Source organism: Niallia oryzisoli (assembly GCF_036670025.1).
Lineage (GTDB): Bacteria > Bacillota > Bacilli > Bacillales > Cytobacillaceae > Bacillus_BD > Bacillus_BD oryzisoli.
Window position 1 is genome coordinate 4694153 of the sequence record NZ_CP137640.1, and the last position, 14374, is coordinate 4708526.

Sequence of the window (14374 nt, forward strand, 5' to 3'; positions counted from 1 at the left end):
CTCACTTCTCTTCTTACTGTTATATATAGAAGGAACTATTTTGAATTGAATTTACTTTCTGTTTCGTCAAATGCTCTTTTGGTTTCCTCCAGCTTCTTTTGAATATCTGACTCAGAATGTGTAGTTTGTTCAAATAATTCATCAACTGGATTTGTCACCGGTTTCGTTTCAGCGTCAGTCGTTAACCCTTTCACTTTATTAACAAGGTCCACCGACTGCTCTGAGACTTTTTTTGAAATGGCAGTTGTTTTATCTTTTACTGTTGAAGTTAATTCATTTCCTTTTATTGATACTGATTCACGAATATGATCTGTTTTTTCTCTCAATAGGTATGCTTGATTATTCAAATCACCCCTTAATTCTTTTCCTGATTTTGGCGCTAACAAAAGGGCTGTGAGAGAACCGACAGCTGCACCGATCAGTGTCCCGATCAGAAAATCCTTTGTACTCATCCGTGAATCTGTTTTATCTTTTTTCAATTCATAATTCATTCTTTCGTTTCCAGCCATTCATATGCCTCCTTATTCTCTAGTACCTTGCTCTCTCCTTCTTAAAATCATAACCTTCTTCAAGTGTACGTTCAGTATGTTTCTTTTGTTTTCTTTCCTGCCATTTATCCTTTAATTCAAAAATAATATTACTCCATTGTATGACCTGTGCCATTTTATCCTTATTTTCTTCAACCTGTTGGTTCATTGAATGTGTAATCGACTGTATCGAGCCGCTAAATTTCCGAACTGACTCGCCTACATCCTTCACTGCAGCTACCACACTATTCAAATCTTCTGCTTTCTTTTGTACATCACTTGCGAGTTCGTTTGTTCTATGTAATAGAATGGTTGTTTCTTTTGTTACCCCTTCTAATTGCTGCTCCAAACCTGATAATGTCTTTGAAACATGATCAAGTGTACCCTGTAATGACTTTAAAGTTCTGGATAGAAAAACCACTAAAATAAAAAAGGCAATAGCTATTATGGCTACACTTAAATATAAAATGATAATCAAATTGACTGACACCTCCCTATCTTATTTATATATCCTCTACTAACAGGATATAAACATAAAAACAAGCTTTCTTGGTCAAGAACCCACCTATATAAAAATCTTACCACACTCCAAAATACTTGCAATTCATAATCACTGATCCTAGTGTGAATTTTTCCATACCCTTGACAAATAAAAAACGAAAGTATCATAAGACATTTTGTCTATTCAATACTTCCGCTTCTGTTTTTCTAATTAAGCTGTTGCAGAGTTTTTTCATATGCAGCCTGAAACTTTTGAATATCTCCGGCTCCCATAAAAATAATCACGCTGTCATCGTGACTCTTTAAAGAAGACATATCTTCTTCTGTAATAATTTCCGACTCAGGTACCTTGGCCTGCAAATCCTGAATCGATAATTTGCCATGATTCTCACGGGCTGATCCAAATATTTCACATAAATACGTTTTATCGGCAAGACTCAAGCTTTCAGCGAATTCCCCAAGGAACGCTTGCGTTCTTGAAAACGTATGAGGTTGAAAAACGGCCACAATTTCTTTTTCTGGATATTTTTGTCTTGCTGCATCGATTGTTGCTTTAATCTCGGTTGGATGGTGTGCATAATCATCAATTAAGATTTGTGATCCAGCTTTTTTTTCTGAAAAACGCCTTTTAACCCCTTCAAAATTCAATAATTGTTGACGTACGACTTCCTTGTCAATTCCTTCATAATGACAAAGGGTGATCACTGCTAAAGAATTTAATATATTGTGATCCCCGAAGCTACTAATGGAGAACGTATCAAATAACGTATTTCGAATAAAAACATCAAAGGTTGTACCTTCTGTTGTTTTTACGACATTACGTGCTTGAAAATCATTTTCTTCTCCGAAACCGTAAAACAATACAGGAACTTTTGCTTGAATTTTTTGTAAATGCTCATCATCGCCGCAGGCAATAATCCCCTTATTCACCTGCAAAGCCATCTCCTGGAAAGCCGCGCATACATCATCTATATTCGCAAAGTAATCAGGGTGGTCAAAATCAATATTGGTCATGATCGCATAATCAGGGAAATACGATAAAAAGTGCCTGCGATATTCACATGCCTCAAACACAAAATATTCCGCATTCTCGTCCCCTTTACCAGTACCATCACCGATCAGATATGCAGTCGGTTTTTCTCCTGAAATGACATGAGCAAGCAATCCAGTTGTAGATGTTTTACCGTGCGCTCCAGTAACGGCAATACTTGAGAACCGTTTCATAAAATCACCTAAAAATCGGTGATAGCGTATAACCGGCAGACCTAGCTTCATTGCTTCTTGAATTTCTTCATTGGTATCAGGAAAAGCATTACCGGCAACAATCGTCATTCCAGGTTGAATATTTTCTTTTTGAAAAGGAAGGATCTTTATTCCTGATTGCTCAAGAGCAACTTGCGTAAAAAATCGTTTATCTACATCGGAGCCTTGAACCTGAAAGTTCATGTCATGAAGAATTTGTGCGAGTGCACTCATTCCAGACCCCTTAATACCTACGAAATGGTAATTAGTCATATAAAGAACCTCCAACCATCGTCTAACTGTAAAAACAGTATATGATTATTAATTAATTTTTGCTCATTATGCTTGATTATGAAGATATCCTGATAGAATGGACATCCTAAACCGATATCTAATCATATTCAAACATTATATCACCATTAACATCTAAAGAAAACTTCATTATTTATTATTCATTAGAGTACATTCAATCATGTACCCTATGTATGAGAGAAGGAAAAACAGCCCAGATGTCCATTCATCCCCTCTCATTCTAGTAGGCTTATAAGCTTTTATGTGCTATCTGTAAGGATTCTAATTCCTCATCTGTAATGAATACATCTCTCGGCTTGCTTCCGCGTGATTCCGAAATATAACCGTGCTGCTCCATCATATCAATTAATCTAGCGGCCCGATTATAGCCTATTTTAAATCGTCTTTGCAGCATGGAAGTAGACGCTCCGCCATTTTCAATGACAAACTCACATGCTTCATAGAAAAGTTCATCCTCAGCTTCATTCACTTCAGCCTTTTTCAGCAGCTCTTCTTGTTCGAATAAATAGTCAGGCTCCCCTTGCTTTCTGGCATGGGCTACCACATCATCAATTTCTTCGTCTGAAACAAAAGTCCCTTGAAGTCGGATAGGCTTTGATGAGCCGTTTTCTAAAAATAGCATATCCCCTCTGCCAAGCAGCTTTTCGGCACCGCTCACATCGATAATAGTCCGTGAGTCAACCTGTGATGACACAGAGAAAGCTATTCTTGTCGGAATATTAGCTTTGATTAATCCCGTAATGACGTCAACAGATGGTCTTTGTGTCGCGATGATCAGATGAATTCCACATGCACGTGCCTTTTGGGCAATTCGACAAATAGCCTCTTCCACATCTGCAGGCGACATCATCATTAAATCTGCCAATTCATCAATAATAATGACAATGTACGGCAGTTTATCTGCATATTGCTTATGCTTTACAGCCAACTCATTAAAGCGTCCAATATCTCTAACACCCGTATGGGCAAATAATTCATAGCGCCGTTCCATTTCCTCAACAGCCCATTTTAACGCAGCTGTCGCAGCCTTAACATCCGTAATAACCGGGCTGACGAGATGCGGTATATGATTATACGGTGCCAATTCCACCATCTTCGGGTCGATCAGAAGCAGCTTTAAATCCTCCGGTTTCGCTTTGTACAGAAAACTTACAAGAATCGTGTTGATACAGACACTTTTCCCTGAACCTGTGGCACCAGCGATTAAACCATGCGGCATTTTCCGCAGATCAGACACAATTGGTTTTCCGGAAATATCTAAGCCTAATGCTGCTGTAAGCGGTGAGTCCTGGCGAATAAATTCTGGATTGCTAACAATTTCACTTAAATAAACCGGTCTGCTTTTATTATTAGGAACTTCAATGCCGATTGTGTGTTTACCTGGAATAGGGGCTTCTATACGAATGTCCCTTGCGGCGAGACTAAGTTTAATATCATCAGATAGATTCGTAATTTTATTGACTTTCACACCAGGCTCTGGCTGTACTTCAAAACGTGTAACAGATGGTCCTTGTGTGACATTGACAACAGAAGCGCCAACATTAAAATTCTTTAAGGTTGTATTTAGCAGCTCTTTTTGCTCCTCAATCCATTGATCGTTTTCCTCGACGACTACAGGAGGTGTCAGCAGGTCAATGGAAGGGAATGAAAATTCATAGTTCTGATTCGTTTGTTCCTGAGCTTGATCCAGTTCATTGTCCTCATCGATTTGATTATGCTGCACTGTCTCTTCGATTGCTGCAGCAGTTTGTACGACTGGTTCATCTATATTTGCTATGATTTGAAACGATTGATCTGCTATGACGACTTTATGATCATGATCTGTCTCTTGAGCAACCGCTTTTAGATTGGCTTGAACAGCTTGTTCAGTCTGGTTTTTTGTTCCCTCTAACTGTTGAGGCATCTCTCTTTCGACCTTCTCAACCTTTTTTCGCTCTCTTTCCATCAGCCTTAGCTTATCTTGATTAAGCATAATCACATTAAAAGGAATTGTTGAACGCACCGGCTCTTCTTCCTGACTTTCCATTGATTCTTCAGGCTCAGCTTGAATACTGTTCTCCGGTTCAATTATTTCTCCTTTAATAATGTGATTCAGTAAAGACAGTTGTTCATCCTCTGTTAATTCTTCTTCATGGACTGATGCAGGTTCAGGTTCAATAGCGGCGGCTGCTTCCCTTTCTGCTGTTTCAGGTCTTTCAGGAATTAACTCTTGATCATCCGCTGTCTCAATCGTTTCTGGGATTAACTCCTGATCATCCGCTGTCTCAATCGTTTTTAGGATTAACTCTTGATCATCCGCTGTCTCAATCGTTTCTGGGATTAACTCCTGATCATCCGCTGTCTCAATCGTTTTTAGGATTAACTCTTGATCATCCGCTGTCACACTATTTTCGATTACCGCTTCTTCTCCATCTGGAGGAATATCAACATTTTCTTCCTTAGCCCCATGAATTTCTTCTTTAATATGTACTGCTTGTTCATTATTGTCTGCCTTTATTACATCCTCGTCAATCACTTCTTGCACATTTATTTGTTGTGAGTCTTTTATTTTTAGAACCTCTTGCTCCATTTTTTGTTCAACCGGTATCTCAGCTTTTTGTTCCTTAAGTTTTACAACCGAAAGAGGTATCTCCTTGAGGTTAACTTGAGCCTTTGACAGACTTAAATCCAGCGGATTAAACCTTTTCTCACCCGGTTTCACAATCACAGGAGCACCACCCCATGACTGCGAATAGCGATGATACAGCTCACGATTGATTGGATCCTTTTTCTCAATCGCTTCCAACTCAACCTCATGATGCAAGGAGCCTTTTCGTATGTCCGGCCGCTGCTTATAGCCAAAGATAGGCGAAGGGATATCTGTTGGTTTAAAAGGTCTTGAATTTTTATTTTCCTGTTCATCCATTCTTTGTCTGATAACAGGTTCATATTTTGCTTGATGGCTATGCCGCCTTGGTCGCTCGTTGCCGTGCCCTTGTCTACGCTCTTGCCTATGCTCTTGTCTACGCTCTTGTCTATGTTCTTGCCTATGCTCTTGTCTATGCTCTTGTCTATGTTCTTGCCTATGCTCTTGACTGATTTCCTGTTCCTGTTTCAAAACAGAACGCCTTGGTCGATTTCTTACCTCTTTATTATCGTCAGGAACTAATGGAAATCGAAAGGCACCCTTTGGATATTGGTAGACAATTTTCGCATCTACTTCTTTTCCTATCTCTCGATTTTGCTTCGATTCTTGAGTCTTTTTTGTACTGCCGCGAATGTGTTCACTGTCTTCATCTATATGTACTTCATCTTCTTTAAATAGGCGTAAGAACCTTTTTATCCAATTCAAACTTTATCACTCTTTCTTTTCTCTCATTCTACCATTCTTATTTTATCAGTAATTCCTAAAAATACGAGATAAATTAAAAGAATGATACTATGGTAAGATGAAATGGAAAATTCTGAAAGATAGAGACCTCTGTTATGAATGTCTGCTTATGTCATTATACATGACAAAAAAAAGAACCTTAATGGTCCTTTTCATTCATTTCTATCTCTCTTTTTATTTTTCCCTAAAATAAAGATTGGTTCGAGCTCCCCATCCTCATATAAAAAGGATAAAGCTGTGATCGGGACCCTGCCTGCTGCAAAAAAACTCATCGTCATTTGGGCTAGTATATCATAGCCTGTATCATTCCCAATATCGGCGATAATCAGCACATCCTGATGCGGTACGGCTATTGCCATTGTACCTTTTATTTTCTGCTGCATTTCTTTTAAAAAGGAGTCATTTAATATTCTGCTGGCATCATACCCATCATTTTTATTTAAAAAATAAAAGGTATTTCCAGCAACCTGATCTGTTTTCAATTCTGTTGATAATGAACGAACATTAAATAGAGCCATTTCCTTTATCCGTTTTTCATCCCATTGTTCTTTCTCAATAAGAGCTTGGTCAATCAGTCGGTACGTATTTCCGAGGTCAAGTGCATAATATATTCTCGTTTCTGCTGTATGGTCATCATATATAAAAGCATTTCCCTCGTTCGTTTCTACTGGAAAAGAAGTCGATCGAATAACAGGGAAAATATTTTTTTCTTTCCCAGAGATTTCTGGATCTGCCTCCATTGCCTGCAGTCCTTCTTCCACATAATACACAATTTCATCGATTGCTTTTTCTTTTTGTTCCTGCCACTTCGCTATAATACCTGGTAAAGAAATCGTAATTCCTTTGCCGGTTTGTTTATGTTCAATTCGCAATTGATCTTTTTTACGATCATATTCAAACTTTCGCTCCGGATGGGCAAGCCGGTTTTGAAGCTCATTTTTCATTTTAATACTATCCATTTTCATTATGCAATCTCCTTATAAGACATTCTTTCTTATTCTACAAAATTAATCCCCTTATCTCAAAGAAAAGGGGTTTATCTGCATAGGTTATTTTTATTTTAGACCGTCAATAAATTGTTCAATTTCTTCCTGTGTTTTTTGGTCTTTACTTACAAACCGGCCGAGTTCACTGCCATTTTCGTAGGCAATAAAGCTTGGAATACCAAAAACATCCTGCGCAATACATAAATCAATAAATTGATCACGGTCAACATGGATAAACGTATATTCGCTGTATTTTGCCTCTACCTCAGGCATAAACGGTTCGATAAAGCGGCAATCCTTACACCAGTCAGCAGAAAATAAAAAGATGTGCTTACCGCTATTTTGCAATTCTGTATATTGTTCAACTGATTCTAGATTTTTCAATCCTATTTCCTCCATTTTTCGAATGACCTATATGATTTTCGGTATTCTGATCATAACAAACTGAGAAGCTGGTGACCATTAATATGCTGTATGGTAATGATGATTAGCTGTTTTGCAAAATGCTGTTTACGGTTGTGCGATCAGATGCTTTTACTAATTTTGTCACTAATTCTTTTGCGGCCGCATAATCATCAATATGGATGATACTTGCCGGTGTATGAATATAGCGCGAGCAGATTCCAATCACAGCACTCGGTACCCCTTCATTTGACAAATGAACCCGCCCGGCATCTGTACCGCCTTGCGAAATAAAGTATTGATATGGGATATTATTTGATTCAGCTGTATCAAGAACAAACTCCCTCATGCCTCGGTGTGTCACCATTGTGCGATCAAAAATACGCAGCAAGGCGCCCTTTCCAAGCTGGCCAAATTCGTCCTTTTTCCCTGACATATCATTTGCTGGACTGGCATCCAGGGCGTAGAATAGATCAGGCTTAATCATATTTGCAGCAGTCTGCGCTCCGCGTAGCCCCACTTCCTCCTGAACCGTTGCACCTGAGTATAGGATATTCGGTATCGTTTCATTCTGTAGTTCTTCAAGAAGCTCGATCGCCAAACCACAGCCATATCGATTATCCCAAGCCTTCGCCATAATTTTTTTGCCATTTGCCATAGGTGTAAAAGGACAAACAGGGACAATCATCTGCCCTGGCTTAATTCCAATCCTAATTGCATCATCTCTATCATCTGCACCAATATCAATCAGCATATTTTTCATTTCCATTGGCTTTTTCCGCTGCTCATCACTTAAAAGGTGAGGTGGAATAGAACCAATTACGCCTGGAACAGGACCGTTTTTTGTGATGATTTCGACTGTAGTAGCCAGCATAACCTGATTCCACCAGCCGCCGATTGTTTGAAAACGAATCATTCCGTTATCTGTTATAGAAGTTACCATAAATCCGACTTCGTCCATATGCCCAGCCACCATGATAGTAGGACCGTTTAAATCGCCTCTTTTGACGCCAAAAATACTACCCAGTTTATCTTGGACAATTTCGTCCGTATACTTGCCTAATTGTTCACGCATAAAACTCCGAACAGCATGTTCATTCCCTGCTATAGCCGGCAGCTCTGTTAAGTTTTTAAACAATTGTAACGTTTTTTCGTTCAAATCAGGTCACACTCCTCTTTTATAGTCATCCTATTATGTATTTCTCTATCACTATTCATTGTACCTAAAATTCTATTTCACCACCATTTTCATGTCATAGCATTCCCGATTCATGGGTCATATATTTGACACTACTTCAGATGAAATATTTGAAAATAGTTAAGTATTGTCATGATTTCTGATAATATTAATAACAGAATCATGTAATCATTAACATGAAGGAGGTTCTTTCGTGAATTGGAAAACCTTTCTCACTGGGGTAGGCTCCGGTGTTGCCGTTGGAATTGTTCTTAGTAAAGCAATAGATAATAATAAATCAATCTCAGCAGAAAAAGCCTTGGCGAATGCAAAAGCTGCCTTTAAAAAGCATGGAGCGATTTCTGGCTCATGGATTCAAATGGAAAAACAGCAGCATTCAAAATCTCTCTTGGATTATGAAGTCTATATCGGCGGTATTTCAAGAATGGTCGATGGTCAAACGGAACAATATGAATTCATCGTTGATGCCGAAACAGGAGCCATTCTTGATGCCTACCCTTTAAGCTAAAAAATCCCCATGCAAGGGGATTTTTTGTATTGCTGTTCATTTCCATTATCTTTCTCTGTGCACTGACTCAGTCAACTTTCCTTCGTGATCCCATTTAACAGCCCGGTAGTACGCATCATGATAAAACGTAAACCAAGCATTGCGGTCAAGTCCATATTGCAGCCATTTCTGTTTCGCAGCAATGGAATTCATCGGATAATCATCATATGCCATTACCCATAAAACATTTTGATGCGCATGTGTCGGCATGATATCTGCCATGTGTAAAACGGTATGCCCACCGTCCTCAATAAGGATGATCGAATGTCCGTCGCTATGCCCGCCAGTATGAATAAGCTTAATATTTCCCATTGACCATTCTTTCTCAAACACCTCAACCTGCCAGGCAATGGCTTCCCAGTTTTCTTTCCAATATGTACTTTTTGAGCGGATATTAGGCTGCCTTATTTCATTCCATTCAATCTGATTGACAATGATTTTTGCATTTGGAAAAACAGGAACATATTCACTTCCACTCGGTTTTGTTAAGCCGCAAGCATGATCAAAATGCAAATGTGTCATTAATACATAATCAATGTCATGTAGCGATAAACCAAGCTTTGCTAGTGATTCTTCAAGCTTTGCTTCCTCTTGCGCGCCAAAATTACGCTTTTGTTTTTCCGTTAATTTTCCATTCCCTATTCCAGCATCTATCAATAGATTGACTCCATTCATTTGGATAAGGATTGGATCTGTTCGTAACTCTATCTGATTGTTTTCGTTACATGGATATTTCTTTATCCATAGTGGTTTTGGAACGACTCCGAACATCGCTCCGCCATCGAGGTGATTGACCCCGCCATTTAACCATGTCAGCTTACTATTCGTTAATTGTAATGTTTCCATCCTTACCCTCCCCTATATTCACGTTTTTTTACCCTCGTCCCTATGATCGTTACGCACAAAATATATTATAATATTTTAAAAATTACAAATTTTTAGCTCAAAACATTACATTTTTTCCTTTTATAAAAATTAAAAAAGGCTGAACAATCGATCAGCCCTATTTTTTAAATTGTACCTCACAGCGATAAATGCGATTCCCTCTCTCAGAGAACTTTTCTTCATACTCAGTCATAATATTTCCTTCAAAAAGGCTGTTATGCAAATCAAGGCTGACAAATTTCAACAGCATCCCATATGCTGAAAAACTCATAAGAGAGTATTCAAACAAACCTTGATTATCTGTTTTGAAATGAATTTCTCCTTCCTCAGGAAGAATATCTTCATAAATCTTTAAAAAGGATTTATACGTCAAACGACGCTTCTCATGACGGGTCTTAGGCCAAGGGTCTGAAAAATTTAAATAGACTCTTGAAATTTCTCCTTTTTCAAAGTACTGTGGTAAATCAACCGCATTTGCATTCAGCAGCTTTACATTTGGCACTTCTGCTTCAATTAAACGGTCAAGCGCAGAAACAATGACACTTTCCTGCAGTTCAATCCCCAAATAGTTAATCGAAGGGTTAGCTTTTGCCATTTCTGTAATAAACCGTCCTTTTCCGGTACCAATCTCAATATGAAGTGGTTGATTTTTTTCGTAAACCCCATTCCACTTTCCTTTTAATTCTTCAGGAGCAGATGCAACATATTGCGGATACTGCTCTAGTTTTTCCTTTGCCCAAGGTTTGTTTCTTAAACGCATGGTGACACCCCTAAATATAATTTTTCGTACATTTCCTTTTACTCGTTATCATATATCCATAGCCCAAAATAATTCTACCCAGACGAATAAATTAAAAAAGAACTCACAAAATAAATTGTGAATTCTCCTTTACTTTTTTACGCAGGAGATTGACAGAAAGGATGTTTGACAATGCCACTTCAATATCAGGATCAAGTAAATTTACTAAAGGATATTTTATCTAACCATCAAACAGACTGCTGCGGATCTGTTTCAGAATGTGAACAATTAGAGCGTTTAATCAAATCGTTAATGGTTAATTCAAATATCGATCAAAACAACAAACAAGTTCTCGATCAAATCTATTCATACAGCCAAAGCGGAATCAACGCTTCAAACTTGGATGCTCATATTGAATTACATCAGGAGCAGCTGTCCCAATGGGTTGACAATATTGACCAGTTTTCATAATGACAGGTATTGAATTAGCCTGTCAATCTCTTTATTCATTTCCGTTAACCGCGACTTATCTTTATGCCATTGAATGGATGTAAGCGTATGAGCAATCACATACCATTTCATCCGTAACAGTAAATGATCATCCAACTTTAGCCCATATAGACTCAGCCATGTTTCCCATTCGGTACGCGGTATATACCAGTAAAGCAGCGTGCCGATATCAATGGCTGGGTCAGCTATAACAGCCCCATCCCAATCAATTAAATACAACTGGTTGTTTTCATCCAGGAGCCAGTTATTATGATTGACATCACAATGACATACCACTTTATGTTCATAATGAATCCCATTCACATTATTCTCAAGAAATTTAAGCGATGCTTTGACAGAATCAAGATTACCTATTTCATGATCCAAATCCTGTATCATTATTTGGAGAATCTTTACAGGCTGCATTGGAGTTTTCCCAAGACGCTTTAACATGCTCAGCAGCGGCTTTGATTGATGGATCTTTTTTAAGAGCTTCGCCACATTTTCCTGGTTCATTTCTGAAGGCTGCAGTTCTCGTCCATTTAACCATTGCTGCGCAGTAAAAACATCGCCGGTTTCCAATCTTTTCGTCCATACAAGCTTAGGAACAATACCTTCCGCTGATAGGCTGGCCAAAAATGGAGAAGTATTCCGTTTTAGAAAATATTGATTTTCTTCGTGTTGTGCATAAAAGGCTTCCCCGGTCGCTCCACCTGCGGGAACAATCTCCCAATCATGTCCAAAAAAGTGTTCCAATGCTGTTCACCTGCAATTTCTATTTACTGCCTGAAAAGCTTTAAGCGCCTTCTTTTCCTTATGAGGGAGAACAGACGCTAAAGCTTGCAATATATGGTTTCATTATCATTTTTCTGTAAAAAGACAGCTATTGAACGATAATATTTTACAATAACCATCTTTTAAATTTTATCCTCACATCCAGGAGCCGTCAAGACTATCCTTTTGTTTTCATCAGTCAATTTGAAATTTAGACCTTAAATAGTACATAAGAGCTGATCGGTTTTAACTTGGCTTTTTCCTTCACACGATTGATTGGAATGATACCGCTTTTGTCATCATCGGCCATAATATTCCAGTTTCCGTCCGGTAATGAAACAACTTGCTCAGAATTTGTGGGATTAAAAAGAACGATAATAGACTGACTCGGTCCATAATCTCCAACACCTTGTAGAGTCCAGCCAATGAGCGGCTTTTGAAGAGATAAAAAACACATATATTTTCGTATGAGTTCGGCAGTTGGAAAACGAAAGGCACGATGGGATTTCCGAATGGCAATGATTCCTTTTATATAATCAACATGATGTTGAAATTCATCTTTACGATCCCAGTCAAGCTGATTAATTTCATTACTTGATTTATAGCTGTTTCCTTCGCCATTTTTTGTGCGGAAAAATTCCTGCCCACTATGGATAAAAGGAATTCCCTGCGCAAGAAGCACCATCACTGTTGCAAGGCGATGATATTTTTGGATATTTTCCAGCTTCTCATTCTGTAAACAAACTATTAGTTTGTCCCATAATGTATGGTTATCATGTGATTCCACATAATTGATACTTTGATCAGGTTCGGTAAATAATCCTTTCTCATTTTTTCCTATACCGACACTGCCAGCAAGAACTTGAATGGCCATTTCATAATAATGTTCATTTCCTAACATGTAGCCTAAATCGTACATATTAAATGTACTGCCTTTAATTGAATCACGAAACCAATCATTAAATTGACCAATTCGCGGAAGATTGTGTTGGTTGTGAATAATTGCTTTCATTTCAAGCGGGAGAGGCGTATTTAAATCCCAGCCTTCGCCTATAAGCAGGATGGATGGATCCATTTGATCAACGAGAGACCTGATTGCATTCATTGTCTCGATATCGAGTATCCCCATTAAATCAAACCGAAAACCGTCAACATGATACTCATTAAGCCAAAATGATATAGAATCCAGGATGAACTTTCTAACCATTTTCCTCTCCGATGCAATATCGTTTCCGACGCCGGTTCCATTTGATGGCATTCCGTGTTCGTCATGACGAAAATAATAACCAGGAACGATTTTTTCAAAACTTGATGTTTCTCTTTCATATACATGATTGTATACAACGTCTAAAATCACGCGGAGACCATTTTGATGGATGGTATCAATAAGTGATTTTAACTCATTTATTCTGCTATAGGGATTATGAGGATTCGTGCAGTAGCTGCCATCAGGAACATTGAAATGAAGCGGATTATATCCCCAATTATATTCGTTTCTCATTTCAAGCTCATCCACCCCGGCAAAATCATGCAACGGAAGAAATTCGATGTGGGTGACACCCAGCTCTTTAATATAGCTGAGGGATGTTAAGCTTCCATTCTTGCTTCTCGTGTCCATTTCAGCGGCGCCTATATACGTTCCTTTATTAGAAACACCGCTATTGGGGTGTATTGTCAAGTCCCTGATATGAGTTTCATAGATCACACTGTCTACTGCTTTTTCCAACGGAGGCAGCACTCGTTTTACCCGGTTGGTTTTATTTAAATCAATGATCACTCCTTCTTGACCATTCGCGTTGACAGCGACAGTATATGGATCAACCGCTTCCTTCCATTGAAGATTAACGCAGACTAAATACGTATAAAGGGAATTCTCAAGATCCCGCTTAACAGAAACCGTCCAAACACCTTTCTCTTCTCTTGTTAGATCAATGATTTCTTGATCGGATCTATCTGATGACATTAATTTTAGCTTTACTCCGGTTGCTGTTGGTGCCCATAATTTAAAAGTTGTTTGATCCGGTTGGTAAAAAGCTCCCAAATGTCCGTCATAATAGAAACGTTCATCGAATGCACCTGTTCTTGTCACTGCTCCAATCTGTAAATCAGTCTTTCTTTGAAGGTGATCCTTAATCCAATACTGACTGCCAATGTTCAACTCTTCTGCTGTTTGGCAGATATATTTCATAAACTCATTGAGGTGTATTTTATCAACAACGGTAAGTGGAAATTCATCTGCGTCACATTCCAATGTAAAGGAACTTTCATCGGCGTGAGGAAGAGTATGAGGGACTATGATTGTAATGACTCGCATTTCATCTAAATAGGCTTGATAATCCCTTTCAATCGCAATCATGTATCTTCATTCCCTTCACTTCCTTTTAATAAAAAAATCAATTGAT

13 protein-coding genes are annotated in these 14374 nt (G+C 38.4%); 2 read left to right on the top strand and 11 right to left on the bottom strand.

What is annotated here, in order from left to right; all coding sequences use genetic code 11:
- Positions 1-35: 35 nt before the first annotated feature.
- The 7 genes from R4Z09_RS23450 to R4Z09_RS23480 all read right to left on the bottom strand — a co-directional run bounded on the left by R4Z09_RS23450 (position 36) and on the right by R4Z09_RS23480 (position 8499).
- The gene (locus tag R4Z09_RS23450) at positions 36-509 is read right to left on the bottom strand and encodes a YtxH domain-containing protein (protein ID WP_338449139.1); all 474 of its coding nucleotides are present in this window, start codon (positions 507-509) and stop codon (positions 36-38) included.
- 19 nt (positions 510-528) lie between these two features.
- Positions 529-1005: a DUF948 domain-containing protein gene (locus R4Z09_RS23455; RefSeq protein ID WP_338449140.1), complete on the bottom strand. Its 477-nt coding sequence runs from the start codon at positions 1003-1005 to the stop codon at positions 529-531.
- A 230-nt stretch (positions 1006-1235) separates the two neighbouring features.
- Entirely contained in the window at positions 1236-2543 is a 1308-nt protein-coding gene (murC, locus tag R4Z09_RS23460) for a UDP-N-acetylmuramate--L-alanine ligase (RefSeq protein WP_338449141.1), read from the bottom strand.
- Between the two features lie 268 nt (positions 2544-2811).
- Positions 2812-5913 (bottom strand): DNA translocase FtsK, encoded by a 3102-nt coding sequence (locus R4Z09_RS23465; protein ID WP_338449142.1) that lies wholly within the window; start codon positions 5911-5913, stop codon positions 2812-2814.
- 191 nt (positions 5914-6104) lie between these two features.
- The gene (locus tag R4Z09_RS23470) at positions 6105-6911 is read right to left on the bottom strand and encodes a DUF1444 domain-containing protein (RefSeq protein ID WP_338453340.1); all 807 of its coding nucleotides are present in this window, start codon (positions 6909-6911) and stop codon (positions 6105-6107) included.
- Between the two features lie 96 nt (positions 6912-7007).
- Complete coding sequence (locus tag R4Z09_RS23475; protein ID WP_338449143.1) at positions 7008-7322, bottom strand: thioredoxin family protein; 315 nt, start codon at positions 7320-7322, stop codon at positions 7008-7010.
- A gap of 103 nt (positions 7323-7425) precedes the next feature.
- Positions 7426-8499, bottom strand: a complete 1074-nt coding sequence (locus R4Z09_RS23480) for a M42 family metallopeptidase (RefSeq protein ID WP_338449144.1) — start codon at positions 8497-8499, stop codon at positions 7426-7428.
- Positions 8500-8731: 232 nt separating this feature from the next.
- Here R4Z09_RS23480 and R4Z09_RS23485 point away from each other — a divergent pair, with 232 nt between their 5' ends.
- The gene (locus tag R4Z09_RS23485) at positions 8732-9046 is read left to right on the top strand and encodes a PepSY domain-containing protein (protein WP_338449145.1); all 315 of its coding nucleotides are present in this window, start codon (positions 8732-8734) and stop codon (positions 9044-9046) included.
- A gap of 45 nt (positions 9047-9091) precedes the next feature.
- Here the strand turns inward: R4Z09_RS23485 and R4Z09_RS23490 are convergent, their stop codons facing one another.
- On the bottom strand, positions 9092-9931 hold the full coding sequence (locus R4Z09_RS23490; RefSeq protein WP_338449146.1) for a YtnP family quorum-quenching lactonase: 840 nt from the start codon (positions 9929-9931) through the stop codon (positions 9092-9094).
- A gap of 157 nt (positions 9932-10088) precedes the next feature.
- Positions 10089-10730 (bottom strand): tRNA (guanosine(46)-N7)-methyltransferase TrmB, encoded by a 642-nt coding sequence (gene trmB / locus R4Z09_RS23495; RefSeq protein ID WP_338449147.1) that lies wholly within the window; start codon positions 10728-10730, stop codon positions 10089-10091.
- Positions 10731-10901: 171 nt separating this feature from the next.
- On the opposite strand from trmB, the gene R4Z09_RS23500 reads away from it, so the two are divergent.
- On the top strand, positions 10902-11180 hold the full coding sequence (locus tag R4Z09_RS23500; protein WP_338449148.1) for a YtzH-like family protein: 279 nt from the start codon (positions 10902-10904) through the stop codon (positions 11178-11180).
- On the opposite strand, the gene R4Z09_RS23505 is transcribed toward R4Z09_RS23500, so the two are convergent.
- Positions 11175-11954 carry a phosphotransferase family protein gene (locus R4Z09_RS23505; protein ID WP_338449149.1) on the bottom strand — a complete coding sequence of 260 codons (780 nt, stop codon included), beginning with the start codon at positions 11952-11954 and terminating at the stop codon, positions 11175-11177. The two genes, R4Z09_RS23500 and R4Z09_RS23505, sit on opposite strands and share 6 nt — an antisense overlap.
- 229 nt (positions 11955-12183) lie before the next feature.
- A complete protein-coding gene (gene pulA, locus R4Z09_RS23510; protein ID WP_338449150.1) occupies positions 12184-14328 on the bottom strand; it encodes a type I pullulanase in 2145 nt (714 codons plus the stop codon).
- Positions 14329-14374 lie beyond the last annotated feature (46 nt).

Bases quoted from the DNA above. Each gene is read 5' to 3' on its own strand.
- R4Z09_RS23450 (WP_338449139.1), bottom strand. From the start codon at position 509: ATGGCTGGAAACGAAAGAATGAATTATGAATTGAAAAAAGATAAAACA.
- murC (WP_338449141.1), bottom strand. From the start codon at position 2,543: ATGACTAATTACCATTTCGTAGGTATTAAGGGGTCTGGAATGAGTGCA.
- R4Z09_RS23470 (WP_338453340.1), bottom strand. From the start codon at position 6,911: ATGGATAGTATTAAAATGAAAAATGAGCTTCAAAACCGGCTTGCCCAT.
- R4Z09_RS23490 (WP_338449146.1), bottom strand. From the start codon at position 9,931: ATGGAAACATTACAATTAACGAATAGTAAGCTGACATGGTTAAATGGC.
- trmB (WP_338449147.1), bottom strand. From the start codon at position 10,730: ATGCGTTTAAGAAACAAACCTTGGGCAAAGGAAAAACTAGAGCAGTAT.
- R4Z09_RS23500 (WP_338449148.1), top strand. From the start codon at position 10,902: ATGCCACTTCAATATCAGGATCAAGTAAATTTACTAAAGGATATTTTA.
- pulA (WP_338449150.1), bottom strand. From the start codon at position 14,328: ATGATTGCGATTGAAAGGGATTATCAAGCCTATTTAGATGAAATGCGA.